We start from the raw sequence: 20,016 nt of genomic DNA, 5'->3' as shown, positions 1-20,016 counted from the left end.
ATGTCTGAATTATTTGCAATTGAATGGAAGGATGAAGAGGATAAACTTATACTATTGGATCAGACCAAATTGCCTAATTCAATAGAGTATAAAAGCTATGATACTGTGGAGGGAGTTTATGATGCCATAAAGACCATGGTGGTGAGAGGAGCTCCGGCTATAGGAGTAACGGCAGGCTACGGTTTGTATTTCGGAATTAAAAGTGCACCTGAAACTTCTTTTGAGGAATTTTATAAATATGTTGTAGAAAAGGCCGATTATTTAAATTCCAGCAGACCTACTGCTGTAAATCTTTCCTGGGCACTTAAAAGAATGATTGGGAAAATTGAAGATGAAAGGCGCAGGAATATAGCTGATATAAAGAAAATACTTAGAGAAGAAGCAAAAAAGATTCACAGTGAGGACATAGAGATATGCAGAACCATAGGAGAAAATCTAATTACCCTGTTGAAGGACGACATGGGAATACTGACTCATTGCAATGCAGGACAGCTGGCCACCTCAAAGTATGGTACAGCTACAGCACCAATGTACCTTGCAAAGGAAAAGGGATGGCATCTTAAAATATATTCCGATGAAACAAGACCAAGGCTTCAAGGTTCCACTCTTACTGCTTTAGAACTTTATATGGCAGGGATAGATGTGACAACTATCACGGATAACATGGCAGCGGTAATTATGCGCCAGCATAAAGTTGATGCTGTAATAGTAGGCTGTGACAGGATAGCTGCAAATGGTGACACTGCAAACAAAATAGGCACCTTTGGAGTTTCCATCTTGGCTAAATATTTCAATATTCCAATGTATATAGCTGCACCTACCCCAAGTATAGATTTAAATACTCCAACAGGTAAGGACATACCTATAGAGGAGAGAGATCCAAAGGAGGTTACCTGCAGGTTTGGAGTATGGACAGCACCTAAGGGAGTTAAAGTTTATAATCCTTCCTTTGATGTAACCCCTCATGAGAATATAACTGCCATAGTAACTGAAAAAGGCATAGTATATCCTCCTTTTGGAGAAAATCTGAAAAAAATATTAAAATAGATTTTGTCTGCTCCCTTTCTTTTTCAAGAAGCTGGCTTTTTATAGAAAAGAGAGGGAGTTTAACTAGAAGAATAAACTGAAATATGGAGGAGAAAAATGGGTGATGTAATAAAATATATACTGGATCTGGGAGCTGCAGTTTTTCTGCCTATAATTATGATTGCAATAGCATTGGGAGTTAAAATGAAATTAAAAAAAGCCATAATATGTGGTTTGACTCTTGGAATAGCCTTTACAGGAATGAATGTAGTGCTGGGATTTATGTTTAAGTCCATCAGCCCTGCTGCCAATGCATTTGTAAATATTACAGGTATAAAACTTACTACAATAGATGTAGGCTGGTCCCCTGTAGCAGCCATAGCGTGGGCATGGCCTTATGCACTTATAATTTTTCCAATACAAATAGGTATAAATATAGTGATGCTGGCACTTGGATGGACAAACTGCTTGAATGTGGATATGTGGAATGTATGGGGTAAAATACTTACAGCTACTATAGTTGCTGCAATAACTCACAGTATACCGCTTGCTCTTGCGGCAGCAGCAATTGAAGTGGTACTGGAATTGAGGAATGCGGATTTGGTTCAAAAGTCAGTATACAGATTATCTAAAATAAGCAACGTAACCTGTCCTCATGTAATGAATTTACAGGGAGTTATACTGGCACCTATAAGCAGACTTTTGGATTTTATTCCAGGAATAAACAAAATAAATCTGGATTCAAATAAATTGAAAGAAAAGATTGGAATATTCGGGGAAAACAGTGTAATGGGATTTATAGTAGGAATTTTGATTGCAGCCATTGGAAGATGCAGTGTGAAGGTTACACTGCAGACTGGTGTTGAGATTGCAACAGCATTGGTGCTTTTCCCTCTGGTGGCAAATCTTTTCCTTGAATCACTGGGTCCCATAGCTGAAGCTGCTGGTGAATATATGAAGAAAAAATATAAGGGACGGGAATTTTGCATAGGCATAGATTGGTCCGTGCTTGGAGGAAGTTCTGAACTATGGGTTACATCTATTTTGCTTGTTCCCGTGGAACTTGTATTTGCCATAATACTTGCCAAATTCGGAGTAAACAGTGTTCTGCCTCTGGCTGCAATTATAAATGTGGCGGCGACAGTACCGGCTCTTATAGTAACAGGAGGGAACATAGTAAAAATGTTTATAATGGGTGTAATAACAACCCCTATATATTTAATTGTTTCTTCACAATTTGCACCTATACTTACAAATCTGGCCAGAGTACAAAAGACCCTGACAGTTCCCCAAGGACAATTTTTAACTTATTATGGAATAGAAGGGCCGGAATTTAGGTGGAGTATAGCACATGCGGCTAATATAATAAATGGAGACGTAATGGGACTTGTAGCCTTTATTTGTTTTATAGGATTGTTTTTCTGGTATGCTAAATATATGAAAAGAATGGACAGGGAAATGGAAACCATAGAAAAAAAGAATGTAAAAGTTGGAAATGTAAAATAGGAGGGGAGTATTATGCTTGAAGATAAAAAAGAGGAATTGGCTTTAGTAGCACGAAAAGCAGATGAAGAAGGTTTATGCAAGCATAAATCAGGAAATTTCAGTATTAGGGATAAAGATACGGGCTTCATATTGATAACTCCCTCAGGCGTAGACAGAAAAAATTTAATGGGGAATGATATATGCGTATTGGATTCGGAATTGAATGTAATAGAGAATAGGGAAAATCATAAACCCAGCAGTGAAGTCCTTATGCATGTTTATGCATATAATTCAAGAAAGGATATAAATGCTGTAGTACATACCCATTCAAGATTTGCAACATCTTTTGCAGTATTGAAAAAGGAAATTCCCCCTATTGTGTATGAAGCTGTGTACTATGGAGGCACTGTACATGTGGCACCTTATGGAAGGCCTGGCACAAAAGAACTTGCGGAGTCAGTAGTTGAACCCCTTAAAAAATCAGATGCATGCCTTCTTGAAAGTCATGGGGTTATAACTGTAGGTGAAGATATAGAGGGTACCTATCTCAAGGCAAAATATGTGGAGGAGATAGCGGAAATGTATTACAGGGTACTTCTTATGAATAATCATGAAGAACCTAATGTTTTACCTGAGGAAGAATTGAAAAAGTGGAAATATCCATCATATATAAAATTCAGATAGAAATGAAAATATAAAATAAAAATCAATGAGAAGACCTGTTTGCCATAAAAGGGCAAACAGGTCTTTAAAATTTTTTCTTATATATAGAATATTGTTAGAAAATGTTATAGGGTCAGACCCCCTGACATTTATTGTCAGGGGGTCTGACCCTATGCTTGGATTAAAAGTCTTTATTTCTGTATACTTTGCAGGACAAAGTAAAAGATACTGAAAATACAATGAAGCATATTGCCATTATGATAAATTTCATTGAGATCTCAGGAATACCTTTCAAATAGGTACTAACAAGCTGAACTTTTTTACCCAATACTTTTGCAAAGGCCGTAAAAACAAAGAATATGCCTAAAAATAATGCCATTACTGCATATCTTGTTTTTAAATATCCAAATTTAAAATACAGGGGAAAAAGTATGCAGCTTAAAAATAGAACTGCTATTAGTCCCCCCAGTATACCTTCTGTATTGATAGTTCTAGCCAAGTGTATCAATCCTGTATACTGTGCAAAAGTGAGAAATAAAAATAAAATTATCATGCTGATAAGTACGAATACAAGCAATGACAAGTACTTGGATATAATTATAGTTGTTCTGTTTATTGGAAGACTGTTTAACATTACCTCGGCACCTTCATCCCTATAAAAGCTGTTGCTTAAAAATGCATAAGCAGTGAAGGTTGCTACAAAGGAATACACAACACTGGTGTCACCGGAATTGCCCTTAAAAGCAAAAACCAGGGGTAAACAAGTTAAAATTGTTATAATAAAAGTTTTTTTCTGTATAAGCAAGTCCTTTAAAACTAAATTCCACATTTTCTGTTCCTCCTTTTTCAGTTTAAATCTTTGTTTTTATATACCCGGCAGGATATTATAAAAGATATTAAAAGCAATATTATTAATAAAAATGTACAAATCCAGGCCCATCCTAAATTAAATGCATCATTTAAATATGAAGTGATTTTTAGAATAATATTTTTCAAATGAGAATGACCTTCAAAAAATAGAGGGCCAAAAGCAACAAGTATAGTTAAAATTATATTTAAATATCGGATTTTTGAATACACAAATTTGAAATTTGCAGGAAAATACAGTGAGCTATAAAATAAGGTTTGCCCCATATATATAAATAATATATTTGAATTCATGGATTTTTGGTCATTAACAAATCCAAAGGCAGTCAATACAAGTAAAATGAGATAGTATATGATTATGGTAATGCCCATGGATACAAACATGGACAGATATTTGGCTGAAATTATATCAGACCTTTTAAGGGGAAGGCTGACAATAATTTTTTGGGATATTTCATCTTTCAAAGCAGCATTTTCTATAAAATTGCTGGAAATACAAAAAAGTACAAGCGAAATATACCCGCTGAAATTACCATTTGTTCTTTGGAACAATAGGATTCCAAATATTAAAAATGCTATGAAAAACAGGGAAGTTTTTTTCTGTATTAGTATGTCCTTTAGGACTAAATTCCACATTGCCTATTCCCCTTTCACAGTGTATACCATGATATCATCCAGGGTGGCTTTTTCAATTATAACTTTGTTCTTGAATAATTTTTTTGTTTCCAGTTTATTATTAGTCAAGCCTTCAAAACCAAAGGAGGTTTCTCTTATGCCTATAAACTTTTTCCTCATATCAGGTTGTAAAAGATTTTTATCACCTTTTACAATGGCATAACTGTCCAGAATATTGTCCTTGGTATCTGAAAAAACTATCCTGCCGGAATTCAAGAAAGTGATGTAATCCGCTATTTTCTCAAGATCCGTGGTGATGTGGGTGGAAAATAGTATGGATTTATTCTCATCCTGGATTATTGAACAAAGGGTATCCAGCATTTCACTTCTAAAGACCGGATCCAGTCCTGAAGTGGGTTCATCCATTATAATGAATTCGGCATTGTGGGAAAGGGCCATGGCAAGAGAATACTTCATTTTCATTCCCTTGGACAACTGTTTTATTTTTTTGTTGCCAGGCAGGTTGAATTCATCCATATATCTATTGAAAGTTTTGTCGTCCCAATCTTTGTAAAAACGGCATATGATATTTTTCATGGCTGTTGTAGTCAAATCCAAGTAAAAGTAATTTGCATCATATACAAAACCTATTTTCTGTTTTATCTGCTTTTCATACTTTATATTGTCCAGTCCAAAAACCTTTATAAGTCCTGAATTCTTTTTTACAAGATTCATTATGAGTTTTATAGTGGTGCTCTTGCCGGCACCGTTTGGACCAATGAGTCCCATAATATATCCTCTGGGCAGGTTAAAGCTTATACTATTCAGTGTAAAACCCTTGTAAATTTTACTTAAGTTATTGATCTCCAAAATGTTATTCATAATTCTCCCCCCAAATTTACATATTGTCATATAGAATATCCAGCATTTCTTTTAATTCTTTTTTCGTCAGACCAATGATTTTGCTGTCCTCTATGGCTTCCATGAGTTTATCTTCAATTGATTTCATCTTTTTTTCTTTTAGGAACTCCTTGTTTTGAGCTGATACATAGGAGCCTTTTCCGGGAACTGTTTCAATAAAACCTTCTCTTTCCAGTTCCTCATAGGCCCTTTTGGTGGTTATTACACTTATTTTAAGTTCCTGGGCAAGATTTCTTATGGAAGGCAGAAGCTGGCCTTCGGAGACTATGCCCTTTATTATGTTGTCTTTTATTTGTTTTGTAATCTGTTCATAAATAGGATCCTTGGATATGTTGGAAATAATTATGTTCATAAGCAGTACTCCTTTTGTAAATCGTATATACTGTATATATCGATATATACACAGTATATACAAAATAAATATTTTTGTCAATTTTAATTTTCTAATGGAATTCTAATGTTTTGCTAATTTTAATCTAATGAGAGTGCTGTATTGTATAAATATAAACTCATATGTAAGGTTAATAAAAGTAAATTGGAGGAATTAATATGTCTATTACTATTGAACAAATTGATTTATTGAGAAAAAGAGCAGATGTAGGTTATAAAGAGGCAAAGGAAGCACTTGAAAAATGCAACGGGGATGTAGTAGAAGCCCTTTCATATTTGGAATCGGAAAATAAAATCAAGTCTGAAGAAGAATTTTTAAAAGGATCTTCCCTTGTGAAAAAAATAAAAAAGGTGATTTCAAAAGGCAACAAAATGAGCATTGTAATTTCAAAAAGTGAAAAGACTATATTGAATTTACCTTTAACACTGGCTGTACTATTTACCGTATTTGCAATGCCGGTTGTTATAATATCCCTTGTAATTGCACTGATTACCAGCTGCAAAATAAGATTTAACAGAGAAAGCGGTGATGATTGCAGTATTAATGACAAAATAGATAAAGTCAGTAAAGCAGTTGAACATGTTACAAACAAGGTAAACAGAAAGTTTACCAACGCTTAAAAACCAAGTCTGCCTGTGATTTTCATGGGACAGGCTTTTATTTTATATTTTCCTAATGGCATTAAAAGGGTATAATACATTTAGATAATCTGAATGTATACAAATAGGAGGTATATATGGCTGGCGAAAAAATTCTTATTATTGAAGATGAAATAAAAATAGCTAGATTTGTTCAATTGGAACTTCAACACGAAGGATATGAAGTGGAGCAATGCCAGGATGGAAGAACAGGACTGAATACAGCTTTAAAGGGGAATCATGATCTTATAATTCTTGATGTGATGCTTCCGTCTATAAATGGAATGGAGGTTCTCAGAAGGCTGAGGCAGACATCTCAGGTTCCGGTAATCATGCTTACTGCAAAAGATGAAGTTACGGACAAGGTTATGGCACTTGATATAGGGGCTGAGGATTACGTCACAAAGCCTTTTGCCATAGAGGAACTTCTGGCCCGTATTCGGGTTATATTCAAACATAAAAAGCGTGTGGCTCAATCTGGAATTATTACTGTGGGAAAATTGAAGATGAATATGAACAGATACGTTGTGACCTACCATGATAATGTGATAGATCTGACTAAAAAAGAATTTGATCTGCTTAAATATTTTATGATCAATAAAAATATAGTGCTTTCCAGAAATAATATTCTGGAAAATGTCTGGAAATATGATTATATAGGTGATACAAATATAGTAGACGTATATATTCGCTATTTAAGAAGTAAAATTGATGACAAATTCAATGATAAATTTATTTATACTATTCGTGGAGTGGGGTATCAACTGAAATATGAATAGCATGAAATCCATATTCAAAATAATATATGATATAACTAAATCTATTTTGATTTTTTTGTATAATATGATATGCAGGATTATTGAAATTATTTTTGAAAAACTCAGATTCTCCATAAGCTTTAAAATCACAATAACTTATGTTTTTATGTTTTTAATAGCTTTTCTATTTATGGGTACAGGTGCGGTAATGAGTTTCAGATATTATATGGAAAATGGCAGCCAAGGTGATTATGCAGTGTTGTTAAGCACTGTTGTATTCATATTGGGTATTATAAGTTTGACTGCAATTATTATTCTGGGGTCAAGAGCCAGCAAAAAATTTTTGTCCCCGGTAAAAAATATGAATGAAACTGTAAAAGAAATATCCATAAATGATCTTGGAAGACGTATTGATGTAAAAGGCTCAAAAAATGAATTGAAGGATTTGGCAAAAACCTTCAACGAAATGCTGGATAGGATACAGAATTCAGTAGAGCAGCAAAATCAGTTTATATCAGATGCATCACATGAATTGAGGACCCCTATTTCTGTGATTCAGGGATATGCAAATCTTTTGGATCGCTGGGGAAAAGATGACAGGTCTGTTCTTGAAGAATCCATTGCATCTATTAAAAGTGAAGCTGAAAACATGAAGGAACTTGTAGAAAAGCTTTTATTTCTGGCAAGAGGGGATAAAAACACACAAAAAGTCGAAAAAGAAAATTTTATGCTCAATGAGTTGATTGATGATCTGATAAAGGAAACAAGGTTAATTGACAAAGATCATATTATAAAAAGTGATTACAATGATAAGATTGATATCTCTGCGGATAGAAAACTTATGAAGGAAGCTTTTAGGATATTTATTGACAACAGTATTAAATATACTCCTTCTGGAGGGACAGTAATGCTGGACTCTTATCTCAAGGACAATGCAGCTGTTATAGTTGTGTCGGATACAGGCATAGGTATTTCAGAAGAAGACATTCCCCGCATATTTGACAGATTTTACAGGGCGGATAAGTCCAGAACAAAATCCAGCGGAGGAACAGGACTGGGGCTTTCTATCGCCAGATGGATAATTGACAGGCACAATGGGAAAATAGATATCTGGAGTCAGGTGGACATTGGAACAGTTATAAAAATTACCATTCCCATCTCTAAGACATAGAATAAGTTGATAATTGTTGGTAAATACTGAAATATGAGGAACTTAATAGTTTTTGCTGATGAAATGTGTAATCATTTCTTCGATTAATTTATAATGGACTTACATAAGTCTATTGCTGTAAAAACAATAAATAGAAAAGGGGAATCTCTAAATTGATAAGTATAACTAAACTGCTGTGGAATTCGCATAATTATGGAGATAATCTTAGATATATAGAAGGTGCTGCATTGGAAAAGTGTGGCGTAAGTAAGGGCAGAGGGCCTGTGGTTGCATGGAACTGCACAAAAACCTGCAATTTAAAATGCAGACACTGCTATGCAAATTCAGACAGTAAAAGATATGAGGGGGAACTGACACTTAATGAGTCGAAAGAATTTATAGATGATCTAAAAAATTTTAATGTTCCGGTATTGCTGTTTTCCGGTGGAGAACCCCTTATGAGAAAGAATTTTTCCGACATACTGGCTCATGCCAATGAAAAAAAGATTAGAAGCACTATATCCACTAACGGAACGCTCCTAGACAAAAGTATATGTAGAACGTTGAAGAAATTAAATGTTGGATATGTAGGTGTAAGTCTTGATGGAATAGGAGAAAGCCATGATAAATTCAGGGGTGTTCCAGGTGCATTTGACAGTGCATTAAAAGGAATAAGAAATTGCATAGAAGCAGGCCTGAAGGTTGGCCTTAGATTCACCATAAATAGAAATAATTATAAAGAAATTGAAGGGATCTTTCATTTGATAAAGGAGGAAAATATACCAAGAGTCTGTTTTTATCACCTGGTGTATTCAGGCAGAGGAAATAAGATGATGGATGAAGATATTTCAAAAGAGAAAACACGGCAGGTTTTGGACTTAATTATAAAAAAGTCATTGGAATTTGGACCGAAAGTAGAAATACTTACTGTGGATAATCATGCAGATGGAGTTTATACATATTTAAAATCTCTAAAAATGTTCAGGGATAAATCAGAAAGAATATTGTATTATTTAAAAAACAATGGAGGAAACAGATCTGGTATGGCTTTTGCTGACGTGGATTTTTATGGGAATGTGCATGCAGATCAGTTTACATGGCAGTATGTTTTTGGAAATGTTAAGGAAGAAAAATTTAGTTCCATATGGAAAAATGGCAGTCATAAAATATTAAGTGGACTTCGAGATAGAAAAAGATTACTTAAAGGCAGGTGCAGTAAATGCAGGTGGATCAATGTGTGTAATGGAAACTTTAGAACCAGGGCGGAATCGGTATCAGGAGATTTTTGGGCAGAAGATCCGGCCTGTTACCTTACAGATGAGGAAATCAGATGACTAATTTTAGAATTTTGTTTATTGGAGGTGAATGATGATAAATGATAGTATCATGGAATACAACAAATAGGTGCAACTTAAAATGCAGTCACTGTTATAGGGATTCAGGTAAAGAAATTATAGGGGAATTAACTACTAAAGAGGCAAAAACATTAATAGATCAAATTGTAAAAGCCGGATTTAAGATAATGATATTTTCCGGTGGAGAGCCGCTTATGAGAGATGACATATTTGAACTTATAAGTTATGCTTCACAAGCTGGTCTGAGACCTGTTCTTGGGACTAATGGAACTTTGATTTCTAAGAAAACAGCAGAGAGGTTGAAAGAATCCGGCGTTGCTGGAGTAGGGATAAGCCTTGATAGTCTTGATTCAAAAAAACACGATATCTTTAGAGGTCATGATGGAGCATTTAGAGATACTATTAATGCAATGAACAATTGCAGGGAGGCAGGTATAAGATTTCAAGTCCATACTACAGTTATGGAATGGAATAAGGAGGAAATAATTGATATAAGTGATTTTGCAGTAGCTATGGGGGCAGCTGCACATCATATTTTCTTTCTTATACCTACAGGAAGAGCAAAAAATATAGAAGATGAAGTATTAAAATCTGAAGAATATGGAAGGTTGTTAACAGTTATAATGAAAAAACAACAGGGGATTCATATAGAATTAAAGCCTACTTGTGCTCCTCAATTTGTACCAATTGCTAAAAGTTTGGGCATTGATATAAGATTTAAACGTGGATGTATTGCAGGGATAAATTATTGCGTTGTAAATCCAAAAGGAGATGTGCAGGCATGTGCCTATTTATCACAATGCGCCGGGAATATAAGAAAAACAACCTTTGATGAAATCTGGAGAAATAGTGTTTTGTTTAATAATTTAAGGACCCAGAATTATAAAGGAAGCTGTGGAAGCTGTAAATATAAAGATACTTGTGGCGGATGCAGAGCAAGAGCCGCATACTATAATAAAGGAAATTATATGGAATCAGATAAATTATGCATATTTTAAGCTTTAAAACTTTTACAAGGAGGGTTTTTATGGATGAGATAGATAAAAGATTACTTGAGTTAATACAAAACGAAATCCCAATTGATAAAAGACCATTTAAAATACTGGGGAAAAAATTATTGATTACAGAAGAAGAAGTATTACAGAGGATAAATAAATTGAAAGAAAAAGGTTTCATAAGAAGAATAGGTGGAATTTTTGATTCAAGAAAATTAGGATACACAAGTACTCTTTGCGGGGTCAAGGTTCCAGGTTACAGAGTAGATGAAATTGCCCAATATATAAATAAGTATGATGAAATAACACATAATTATATAAGAGAAGATAATTATAACCTTTGGTTTACAATTATAACACCTTCTGAGGAAAGCCTATACAGCATACTTGAAGAAATAAAAATAAATACAGGGTTAAAAGATATAATAAATTTACCTTCAAATAAATTATTTAAGGTTAAAGTAATCCTGAATCTGGGGTCAAATGAAAATGCTTACTGATCTTGATAAAAAAATAATACATAGATTACAGGAATCAATTCCCATAACCACGGATCCCTATAAAAACATTTCAGAGGAATTGGGTATAGATGAAGATGAACTTATAAATAGAATGAAATACTATAATGAAACTGGAATATTAAAAAGAGTAGGAGCTGTATTGTATCACAGAAGAGCAGGTTTTAAAGCTAATGCAATGGTAGCCTGGAAAGTCAGTAAAAAAGATGTGGATTCTGTTGGAAATTACATGGCATCTCTTTCTTATGTAAGTCATTGTTATGAAAGAAAAGTCTGTGATTTATGGGAGTATAATTTATATACAATGATACATGCAAGAAATAGGGAAAAATGCAATGAAATCATTGAAAATATATCCTATAAAGCAGGAATTGAAGATTATAAAGTATTATATAGTATAAAAGAATTAAAAAAAACCAGTATGAAATATTTTAAGTGATATTATTGATAAACCCTGTAAAATAATTGCAGGGTTTATCGGCTTCCTAATGAAATTTTTATTTTTCTGCAGATATTGAAAATGACATTGGAATATAAAATATGTTAAGATAAGTTGTAAGTATTTAACTTTTGAATCTGAAAGGCGGCTGATTTAACCATGGAAGACAAAAAATTAAGCACACTTGTTGTATACTACTCTTTGGATGGAGGAGAGAAGGGTAAAACTTTTGAGAATAGAAAAGAAAATGTAGTATTTTATTGGAGGCAGGGATTATGTTAAATATAGGTTGTCATTTATCAGCTTCAAAAGGTTATGAAGCCATGGGAAAAGAAGCTCTTGAAATAGGAGCAAATACCTTTCAATTTTTTACACGTAACCCAAGAGAAGGCAGGGCTAAGAAAATTGATCCGGAAGATATAGAAGCACTGTTAAAAATTATGAAGGAAAATAAATTTTCTGTAATTATTGCTCATGCACCGTACACATTAAATGCCTGTTCTGCAAATGAAAAAACAAGGGAATTTGCATTTGATATTATGGCAGATGATTTAAAAAGAATGGAGTATCTGCCTAACAATTTATATAATTTTCATCCCGGCAGTCATGTAAAACAGGGTGTCCAGGTTGGAATAAAATATATTGTAAATATGCTTAATACCATATTAAAGCCAGAGCAGACTACTACTGTGCTTCTAGAAACAATGGCCGGAAAAGGTACGGAAATAGGCAGGAATTTTGAGGAGCTGAAGCAAATTCTTGATGGCATTAGCCTTCCTGATAAAATGGGTGTGTGCCTTGATACCTGCCATGTCTATGATGCCGGATATGACATTGTAAATGATTTGGATGGAGTTCTGGATGAGTTTGACAGAATTATTGGACTGGATAAGCTTAAGGCAATACACTTAAATGACAGTAAGAATCCTTTTTCAAGTCATAAAGATCGTCATGAGAAAATTGGAGAAGGATCCATTGGGAAAGAAGCTGTGATTAGAATTATCAATCACCCAAAATTGTGCTGCCTGCCGTTTTATCTGGAAACCCCCAATGAACTGCAGGGGTATGCCGAGGAAATTAAAATGCTGCGGGAAGCATATGAGTTTTAGTTCATATTATTATCAACCTGTTTATTTTGATGGTATAATTAATATAATTTATGTTAATTGGAGGTACTGCAATAATGAATTATTCCGGAATTATTTTTGATCTTGATGGTACACTGCTTAATACACTTGCCGATATGGCAGATTCAATGAATATTGTGTTAAATAAACAGGGGTTTCCTGTGCATGATATAGAAAAGTATAAAAATTTTGTTGGAAACGGTATGGAGAAATTGGTGTGGAGGGCTTTGCCTCCAGACAGTGCAAATGATGAAACGGTGAAGTTGTGTCTGGCAGAATTCAAAAGGGAATATAATGAGAGATGGGATCGATTGACAAAGCCCTATAAGAGAATGGGGGAATTAATAGACAAGCTTCATTCTATGGGGATAACCATGTCAGTACTTTCAAATAAGCCTGATAATTTTACTAAAATAATAATCGACAAATTTTTTGGACTGAAACGCTTTGCTTTCGTCCTTGGTGCAAGAGAAGGTATACCTAAAAAACCGGATCCATCTTCAGCACTGGAAATATCCAGACTTTCAAAAATTCTGCCATCAGAGTATCTTTATGTTGGTGATTCAGGAGTGGATATGAATACAGCCAATAGTGCCGGTATGTATGCTGTAGGTGTAACATGGGGCTTTAGAGAAGTCCATGAGCTTTTAGAAAATGGTGCCAAAGCACTGGTTAACAGCCCTATGGAACTTGTTAAACTCATAGAATAAGGAGAGTGCGTATGAAATGCCAAATTTTTATGGCGTAAGAGAAGGAAAAATCCCGGGGGTATATAATAGCTGGGAAGATTGTGAAAAACAGATCAAAGGATTTTCCGGAGCTGTATATAAAAAATTTAAGGACTATGATTCTGCACTTGAATTTATAAGTCAGGATAAAACTTATTCGCCACAAAATGTGCCTGAAAAAGATGTCCTATATGCCTATGTGGATGGTTCCTACAACAACGGTGATAGTATAGCAGGATATGGAGTGGTAATAGTAAAGAATGATACTGTGCTTTTTAAGGATTTGGGAGCTTTTAGAATTACTGACATGATTGAAAGCAGAAATGTATTTGGTGAGATAAGGGGAGCTTTAAAGGCTGTGGAACTGGCGCTGGCCAATGATTTTACAGATATAGTTATTGCGTATGATTACAAGGGTATAGAGTGCTGGGCCACAGGTGAATGGAAGGCAAATAAAATTCTCACTAAAGATTATAGGGACTTTATGCAAAAATACATGAAAAAGATAAATATAGGATTTAAAAAAATCAAGGCTCATTCAGGAGAAGATAAATATAATGATATGGCAGATCTCCTGGCAAAAAAAGCTGTGGGAATAGTGGTTTAATAGTATGGGACTTGTATAGATAATTGAAATAATCTATAATCTTAACTAAGTAAAAGGAGGAATACTAAATGGAAGTTATAGCTTTTAACGGAAGCCCTAATAAAACGGGAAACACTTATTATGCCATAAAGATAGTGGCAGATGAACTCCAAAAAGAAGGAATAAATACCACAATCATTAATGTTGGAGCTGCAAAGATCAGAGGCTGTATCGGCTGTAATGGGTGTTTTAAAAATAAAAATGAAGAGTGCATATTTAAAGATGATATTCTCAATGAATGTATTCAAAAAGTAAAAACAGCAGATGGAATAATATTGGGATCACCTACTTATTTTGCCGGAATTGGTGGAACAATGAAATCATTTTTGGATAGACTTTTTTATGTTGCAGATTGTAACGGAGGGCTTCTCAGACATAAAGTGGGTGCATCCGTTGTTGCAGTAAGACGTGCAGGTGGAGTTCCTACTTTTAATCAATTGAATAATTATATAAATTATGGGGAGATGCTGATGCCATCTTCAAATTACTGGAATGTTATAAATGGTACAGTTCCAGGGGATTCTGAAAAAGATGAAGAGGGAATACAGATTATGAGAATGCTTGGAAAGAATATGGCATGGCTTATGAAATTGGTCCAGAACGGTAAGGGAAAGATCCCGGAACCTGAAAAGGAGAAAAAAGTATTTACAAATTTTATTAGGTGATAAATTTGTATAAATATTGTTCGGCTCTGCAGCTTAATCTGCAGGGCTTTATTTTTTTAAAAAGAAAATCAGCATTCACAGTATTTGCAGAAACTATGTTAAAATTTAACTAGACGCTTGTTGTCTGCCGGCATATAAAAGGAGGGGAATATTATACGTAAATTATCACAAGAGGAACTTAAAGATATATTAAAGACTAGAAAACCAAAAGAAAGGCTTGTTTTAGAAGAGATAGAGCTTTTCAATATGGATTTTACAAGTTGGGATTTATCTAATATTGATTTTTCTTTCAGCGCATTCCATCAAGTTAGGTTTGATAAGGCAAATCTAGAGTACAGCAGTGTTTCTAATGTGTTGTTTGATGAATGTACTGTACGTAAGACGAATTTCCGACATGCAAATTTAGAATGTGCAGTGCTTCGATATGCAGATATGGCAGGTTGTAATATTGAATGGGCAAATTTATATGGCGCAGTGTTAGAGCATGCTAAATTGGATGGGATTATTTCCGATGAGAATACAAAATGGTTTCATTTACATTGCCCGGAGAAGGGAGCTTTTCTTGGGTATAAAAAGTGTTTTAATGAGTGTTTGGTGCAGCTTCTAATCCCGGCAGATGCAAAGCGCACTTCGGCTACTTTACCTTCTTGCCGCTGCGACAGGGCAAAAGTTCTCACAATAAAAAGTTTTGACTATAAAGAAAGTTACAGGGAAGCTTGGTCTCTTGTAGATGAAAATTTTGTTTACCGTGTGGGCCAGTGGGTAGAAGTAAAGAACTTTAATGAGGATCGATGGATGGACTCTACTACGGGTATTCATTTTTGGATGACAAGGGAGGAAGCAAAGAACTATTAAAAGCAAAAAGGAATAATTACGATTTTCCATTTCTCGTAAAATGCTGCATATACCAAGAAATGTAGTTTTTATAACTATGTATTGAAATATGGATATATATGTAGTATTATATTAGTACAAAGAATATAAATATTTAGACTGAAACAAAAAAGGAGTAATTTATGTCAATTATAGAAGTACTTCAAGAATGGTATAAAAATATATGTGAGAGCAGCATTTGTACGGGAATACAAATAGAAACCGTAAATAATTCTGGGTGGTGTGTATACATTGACTTATTTGATACAGCTTATGAGACCGAAAGTTTTGATACTGTGTATATACAGAACAGCAGCAGTAATTGGTTTAAATGTATTAAAGAAAATAGTTTATTTAAGGGTTATGGTGGAGTTCAGAATCTAGAAGACATTTTAAATGTCTTCTATTGCTGGACAAAAACTAAAAAAGCTTAAGCTCCTGTACTTTAAAGGAGTATATGGTCATGATAAAATAGATACTGAAAAATTTATAGGGTGTAGACAATGTGTTAAGGATTATCTCCCTTAAAATAAGTACCCATTATTAGGGTGCTTATTTTTTATTGCCTTCCTGTTCTTCTAAAAGCAGATCACAGAATTTGGAAACAAGTCTTATGTTTTTATTATCACATTTATTGAGTTTTTTTGCAATTTCATCTTTTAAGTATTCATTGGAAGTGTATATTGAATCCAATAGGACAAAATCTGGAGTTATACCAAGGGAATTACAAATTTTCAGTAAAGTATCAATACTTGGTATAGAACAGTTTCTTTCAATATTACTTATATAATTATTTGAAAGTCCGGTCATTTCTGCCAGCTGCTCTTGAGTAATCTTTTTCTTTTTTCTGGCTGATTTAATACGATCCCCCATTTTTTTGTAATTTGTTTTCATCTGCATCACCTATTCTGACTTTAGCTATTTTTAGCAAAACATATAACAAACTGTAAGTGTAAAATACACTTGTAATTGTATAAAAAAATGTGTATACTATAAAATATATTACATTTTTAAACATAAAATGATATAAAATGAATAATAAAAGCTAAATAATTGCAATTATAACATATAATTGAAAAGTGCTATTATCGATTAAATTTAAATAATAAATCATTTGTAGATAATATACAAATTTATGGAGGTAATATGATAATTTTAAAAGGTATTGTTAAATCGGCTGGAAATTTAAATATGGGAGTTTAACCAAGTTTATTAATGAGGAGATATTGATATGAAAATTTTTAAAAACATGAGAATAAAAACAAAACTATCATTATGTTTTGGAATCATGGCTGTATTAATTTTTGCTATAGGAATTATAGGAGTAATTTCTTTTCCCGGAAAAAGCATTGTCACCACAGTGTTGATAATATCTGGAATAGTACTTTCCGTAATATTTCAAATCTTTATACCCAGAGACATAAACAACTCCCTATTAGAGATGATGGAGCTAGCTGAAAGATTATCTAAGTTTGATTTGACATATGATTATGAAAATGATAGGAAAGATGAATTTGGAAAAACATTTTCAGCCATGGAAAAAGTTCAAGAAAACCTGAGAGGTTTTGTAAAAAAGATCTCTGACAGTTTTCAGGAGATGAATGCCTCCAGTCAGGAGCTTTATTCTGTAGTGGAAAAACTATCTGAAAAAGCTGTTAATATTGATGATTCGGTTGCAAATATAGCTGCTGGCGTTGAAGAAAATAGTGCAGCTTCTGAGGAAATAACTGCTTCTGTAGAAGAGGTGAATTCCAGCATAAATGAACTTTCCCAAAAGGCGCTGGAAGGGAGCAATAATGCAAATGAATCTAAAATAAGAGCTGCTGATGTAAGAAAGAATGGAAAAGATGCTATGGAAGAATCACAGAGATTGTATGAAAGCAGGGCAAATAATGTTATTAAGGCAATTGAAGATGGAAAGGTAGTAGAAGACATAAAAATTATGGCAGATACTATTGCCAGTATAGCCGAACAGACCAATCTTCTTGCATTAAATGCTTCTATTGAATCAGCAAGGGCAGGAGAACAGGGAAAAGGATTTGCAGTGGTGGCAGATGAAGTGGGAAAGCTGGCAGATCAATCTTCAAAAGCTGTAACTGGAATTCAGGATACTATAAAAAAGGTTCAAGAAGCTTTTAAAAATCTTTCTCAATACAGTAAAGACGTGCTGAAGTTTATAAATGAAAATGTGAATACCAGGTTTAAGAGTTTTGAAGAAATGGGAATTCAGTATTATGACGATTCTGATTTTGTAAGTAAAATGTCCGATGAAATAGCATCTATGTCAGAAGAACTCACTGCAACAGTAAACCAGGTCAGTGAAGCTGTCCAAAGCATGGCAAACACATCACAGAAGTCTTCAGAACACGCAGAATCAATAAAATCAAATGTGGATGAAACCACGAGAGCAATACAGCAGGTGGCAAAAGCTACACAAAATCAAGCACAGCTTGCTGAAAATTTGAACGAAATGGTGTTAAGATTTAAGATATAAAAGAACTAAATGGACATATTTTAATAATGAAGGTAAAATTATCATAAATTACTATAGAGAATATTTATCATATATTCCTATAGTAATTTTTACATTTAGGCTGAGGCTAGAAGTATTGACAAACTATATCACTTAATGATATAGTTTGTGTAAAGAATAATGTATCATTAAATGATATATTTGGAGGCAGATATGGCTAGAAATAATTCTTTGAAAAAAGGTGAGCTTACAGATACATATTATTATATTTTACTTTCTTTAATGGGGCCAAAGCATGGATATCTGATTATGAAATCAGTTGAAACAATATCAAAAAATACTTTTTCAATAGGTCCTGCTTCTTTATATACCAGCATAAAAAAGCTCCTTGAGGGTGGACTTATAAAACTTACGGAGGAATCTCAGCAAAAGAAAATTTATGTAATAACAGACAGAGGTATTGAATTTTTAAAAAAGGATGTTGAAAAAAAACGTGAAATGGTGAAGACTGCTGAAAAAGCATTTAATGACAGGGGGATGTTTTAAAGTATGTTTAACAAAAAATATGTTATGAGTAAAGGGCTGGCATTTGCAGAAGATGAGGAAATGGAAATGCTGTCAGCCTACGCTAAAAAAGGGTGGATGCTATATAAATTTGGTTTTTGCGGGTATAAACTGAAAAGAAATCCTCCTAGAGACCTGCAGTATTCTCTGGATTATAGAAAAGATCCAGATGAAGAATATTTTTCATATTTCAAGGAAGCTGGATGGTCCCATGTATGTTCTTGGGCAAAGTCACTTCATATTTTCAGTGCACCTCCAGGAATAAAACCCATTTACACGGACAGTTGTACCGAAGCCCAAAAATATATAGAACAATACAAATCAAGTAAAAAGGCAGCAATTCCGTCTTCTATAGGTTGTGTCCTTTTTTTGATTATAATATTACTATCAAGGTATGATTATATACCATATATTTATGGAATTGTTTTTAATATTCTTCTAATACCTGTATTTGTTGTAGCTGTTTTTTCAGGACTTCCCTGCGTATCCTATTATTTGAGGATAAACAGGGTTGGTGAAGTGAAAAATAAAACCTTCAGCAAAAAGAGGAGAGCAATTTATGTAATTGCCGTAATTATGACTTTATTGCTTATATTAATAGTCTTTTCCAATATATTTTATGGCATTCACGTAGGTATGGCAATGTTTTATATGGTTTGGTTCGCAGCTCTTGTATTATGGATAGTGGTTTGCTATATTAGATAATTAGAAGGAGAATTTTAATATGAATGATGATTATATATTGAGGATAATAGAATCTGCAGGAAAGTTTCTCCAAAACCTTGTTTCCAATAGACAGGATCAGGGCAGGGAACTTCAAAATATAGATGTCCAATCAATGTCTGTAGAGGATATATTGACAGTACTATTAAAAAAAATGATCATTCAAGGTAAATACAATGAGGCAGAAAATATGTTATTTGAGGAACTGAATAAGAATCCTTCAGATGAATTGATTCATATAGGGGAAAATTTTTATGATATGCTGTTTTCAAAAAGTGATGAGCAGCTTTCTGAGGGAAATTTTTCAAGAAAAGAAATATTTCAGGGGTTGGAGGATATGAAAAAATTTAAGAATTAGTGGAAGTGTAAGTGGTATATAACGGAATTTAATAAAAT

At 33.7% G+C, this 20,016-nt stretch carries 25 protein-coding genes and 1 pseudogene; 21 read left to right on the top strand and 5 right to left on the bottom strand.

All coding sequences use genetic code 11. From position 1 onward, the window contains the following. The 3 genes from mtnA (at window position 1) to ACYUJ6_RS09910 (ending at window position 3,195) form a co-directional block, all read left to right on the top strand. Window positions 1–1,047 carry an S-methyl-5-thioribose-1-phosphate isomerase gene (gene mtnA / locus ACYUJ6_RS09920; RefSeq protein WP_461842631.1) on the top strand — a complete coding sequence of 349 codons (1,047 nt, stop codon included), beginning with the start codon at window positions 1–3 and terminating at the stop codon, window positions 1,045–1,047. 96 nt (window positions 1,048–1,143) lie between these two features. Beyond that, the gene (locus tag ACYUJ6_RS09915; RefSeq protein ID WP_461842630.1) at window positions 1,144–2,532 is read left to right on the top strand and encodes a PTS galactitol transporter subunit IIC; all 1,389 of its coding nucleotides are present in this window, start codon (window positions 1,144–1,146) and stop codon (window positions 2,530–2,532) included. A 12-nt stretch (window positions 2,533–2,544) separates the two neighbouring features. Continuing rightward, entirely contained in the window at window positions 2,545–3,195 is a 651-nt protein-coding gene (locus ACYUJ6_RS09910; RefSeq protein ID WP_461842629.1) for a class II aldolase/adducin family protein, read from the top strand. A gap of 160 nt (window positions 3,196–3,355) precedes the next feature. Here the strand turns inward: ACYUJ6_RS09910 and ACYUJ6_RS09905 are convergent, their stop codons facing one another. The 4 genes from ACYUJ6_RS09905 to ACYUJ6_RS09890 are packed head-to-tail and all read right to left on the bottom strand — an operon-like array spanning window position 3,356 to window position 5,929. After that, window positions 3,356–4,003 carry an ABC-2 transporter permease gene (locus ACYUJ6_RS09905; RefSeq protein WP_461842628.1) on the bottom strand — a complete coding sequence of 216 codons (648 nt, stop codon included), beginning with the start codon at window positions 4,001–4,003 and terminating at the stop codon, window positions 3,356–3,358. 17 nt (window positions 4,004–4,020) lie between these two features. Continuing rightward, window positions 4,021–4,677, bottom strand: a complete 657-nt coding sequence (locus ACYUJ6_RS09900) for an ABC-2 transporter permease (RefSeq protein WP_461842627.1) — start codon at window positions 4,675–4,677, stop codon at window positions 4,021–4,023. Window positions 4,678–4,680: 3 nt separating this feature from the next. Further along, the gene (locus ACYUJ6_RS09895) at window positions 4,681–5,538 is read right to left on the bottom strand and encodes an ABC transporter ATP-binding protein (RefSeq protein ID WP_461842626.1); all 858 of its coding nucleotides are present in this window, start codon (window positions 5,536–5,538) and stop codon (window positions 4,681–4,683) included. 16 nt (window positions 5,539–5,554) lie between these two features. Next, a complete protein-coding gene (locus tag ACYUJ6_RS09890; RefSeq protein WP_461842625.1) occupies window positions 5,555–5,929 on the bottom strand; it encodes a GntR family transcriptional regulator in 375 nt (124 codons plus the stop codon). A gap of 197 nt (window positions 5,930–6,126) precedes the next feature. Here ACYUJ6_RS09890 and ACYUJ6_RS09885 point away from each other — a divergent pair, with 197 nt between their 5' ends. The 14 genes from ACYUJ6_RS09885 (at window position 6,127) to ACYUJ6_RS09820 (ending at window position 16,294) form a co-directional block, all read left to right on the top strand. Then, the gene (locus tag ACYUJ6_RS09885) at window positions 6,127–6,588 is read left to right on the top strand and encodes a DUF4342 domain-containing protein (RefSeq protein ID WP_461842624.1); all 462 of its coding nucleotides are present in this window, start codon (window positions 6,127–6,129) and stop codon (window positions 6,586–6,588) included. 116 nt (window positions 6,589–6,704) lie between these two features. Continuing rightward, window positions 6,705–7,385: a response regulator transcription factor gene (locus tag ACYUJ6_RS09880; RefSeq protein ID WP_461842623.1), complete on the top strand. Its 681-nt coding sequence runs from the start codon at window positions 6,705–6,707 to the stop codon at window positions 7,383–7,385. Continuing rightward, on the top strand, window positions 7,378–8,535 hold the full coding sequence (locus ACYUJ6_RS09875; protein ID WP_461842622.1) for a sensor histidine kinase: 1,158 nt from the start codon (window positions 7,378–7,380) through the stop codon (window positions 8,533–8,535). The genes ACYUJ6_RS09880 and ACYUJ6_RS09875 overlap by 8 nt, the downstream gene beginning before the upstream one ends. 152 nt (window positions 8,536–8,687) lie before the next feature. Then, window positions 8,688–9,848, top strand: a complete 1,161-nt coding sequence (gene nirJ1, locus ACYUJ6_RS09870; protein ID WP_461842621.1) for a putative heme d1 biosynthesis radical SAM protein NirJ1 — start codon at window positions 8,688–8,690, stop codon at window positions 9,846–9,848. Window positions 9,849–9,889: 41 nt separating this feature from the next. Continuing rightward, on the top strand, window positions 9,890–10,867 hold the full coding sequence (nirJ2, locus tag ACYUJ6_RS09865; RefSeq protein ID WP_461842620.1) for a putative heme d1 biosynthesis radical SAM protein NirJ2: 978 nt from the start codon (window positions 9,890–9,892) through the stop codon (window positions 10,865–10,867). A 29-nt stretch (window positions 10,868–10,896) separates the two neighbouring features. Next, window positions 10,897–11,364, top strand: a complete 468-nt coding sequence (gene ahbA / locus ACYUJ6_RS09860; RefSeq protein WP_461842619.1) for a siroheme decarboxylase subunit alpha — start codon at window positions 10,897–10,899, stop codon at window positions 11,362–11,364. Next, complete coding sequence (gene ahbB, locus ACYUJ6_RS09855; RefSeq protein WP_461842618.1) at window positions 11,354–11,821, top strand: siroheme decarboxylase subunit beta; 468 nt, start codon at window positions 11,354–11,356, stop codon at window positions 11,819–11,821. The genes ahbA and ahbB overlap by 11 nt, the downstream gene beginning before the upstream one ends. Window positions 11,822–11,980: 159 nt before the next feature. Further along, on the top strand, window positions 11,981–12,103 hold the full coding sequence (locus tag ACYUJ6_RS09850; protein ID WP_461842617.1) for a hypothetical protein: 123 nt from the start codon (window positions 11,981–11,983) through the stop codon (window positions 12,101–12,103). After that, complete coding sequence (locus tag ACYUJ6_RS09845; protein ID WP_461842616.1) at window positions 12,097–12,930, top strand: deoxyribonuclease IV; 834 nt, start codon at window positions 12,097–12,099, stop codon at window positions 12,928–12,930. The genes ACYUJ6_RS09850 and ACYUJ6_RS09845 overlap by 7 nt, the downstream gene beginning before the upstream one ends. Before the next feature lie 74 nt (window positions 12,931–13,004). Beyond that, on the top strand, window positions 13,005–13,658 hold the full coding sequence (locus ACYUJ6_RS09840; RefSeq protein ID WP_461842615.1) for an HAD family hydrolase: 654 nt from the start codon (window positions 13,005–13,007) through the stop codon (window positions 13,656–13,658). Between the two features lie 16 nt (window positions 13,659–13,674). Beyond that, the gene (locus ACYUJ6_RS09835) at window positions 13,675–14,283 is read left to right on the top strand and encodes a ribonuclease H1 domain-containing protein (protein ID WP_461842614.1); all 609 of its coding nucleotides are present in this window, start codon (window positions 13,675–13,677) and stop codon (window positions 14,281–14,283) included. A 68-nt stretch (window positions 14,284–14,351) separates the two neighbouring features. After that, window positions 14,352–14,987, top strand: coding sequence for a flavodoxin family protein (locus tag ACYUJ6_RS09830; RefSeq protein ID WP_461842613.1), 636 nt, complete (start codon window positions 14,352–14,354; stop codon window positions 14,985–14,987). A gap of 153 nt (window positions 14,988–15,140) precedes the next feature. Then, on the top strand, window positions 15,141–15,842 hold the full coding sequence (locus tag ACYUJ6_RS09825; protein ID WP_461845483.1) for a DUF5758 domain-containing protein: 702 nt from the start codon (window positions 15,141–15,143) through the stop codon (window positions 15,840–15,842). 161 nt (window positions 15,843–16,003) lie between these two features. Next, entirely contained in the window at window positions 16,004–16,294 is a 291-nt protein-coding gene (locus ACYUJ6_RS09820; RefSeq protein ID WP_461842612.1) for an Imm53 family immunity protein, read from the top strand. A 118-nt stretch (window positions 16,295–16,412) separates the two neighbouring features. On the opposite strand, the gene ACYUJ6_RS09815 is transcribed toward ACYUJ6_RS09820, so the two are convergent. Then, window positions 16,413–16,754: a helix-turn-helix domain-containing protein gene (locus ACYUJ6_RS09815; RefSeq protein ID WP_461842611.1), complete on the bottom strand. Its 342-nt coding sequence runs from the start codon at window positions 16,752–16,754 to the stop codon at window positions 16,413–16,415. Between the two features lie 913 nt (window positions 16,755–17,667). On the opposite strand from ACYUJ6_RS09815, the pseudogene ACYUJ6_RS09810 reads away from it, so the two are divergent. From ACYUJ6_RS09810 to ACYUJ6_RS09795, 4 genes and pseudogenes are all read left to right on the top strand, one after another. After that, window positions 17,668–18,354, top strand: a pseudogene (locus ACYUJ6_RS09810) (methyl-accepting chemotaxis protein); the annotation flags it as partial. Window positions 18,355–18,546: 192 nt separating this feature from the next. After that, entirely contained in the window at window positions 18,547–18,879 is a 333-nt protein-coding gene (locus ACYUJ6_RS09805; protein WP_461842610.1) for a PadR family transcriptional regulator, read from the top strand. A gap of 3 nt (window positions 18,880–18,882) precedes the next feature. Further along, window positions 18,883–19,602 (top strand): DUF2812 domain-containing protein, encoded by a 720-nt coding sequence (locus ACYUJ6_RS09800; RefSeq protein WP_461842609.1) that lies wholly within the window; start codon window positions 18,883–18,885, stop codon window positions 19,600–19,602. Between the two features lie 19 nt (window positions 19,603–19,621). Continuing rightward, a complete protein-coding gene (locus tag ACYUJ6_RS09795; RefSeq protein WP_461842608.1) occupies window positions 19,622–19,978 on the top strand; it encodes a DUF6483 family protein in 357 nt (118 codons plus the stop codon). Window positions 19,979–20,016 lie beyond the last annotated feature (38 nt).

The sequence above is a fragment of the Clostridium sp. JNZ X4-2 genome (assembly GCF_054889485.1).
This window is presented reverse-complemented; position numbering and strand designations above follow the sequence as displayed.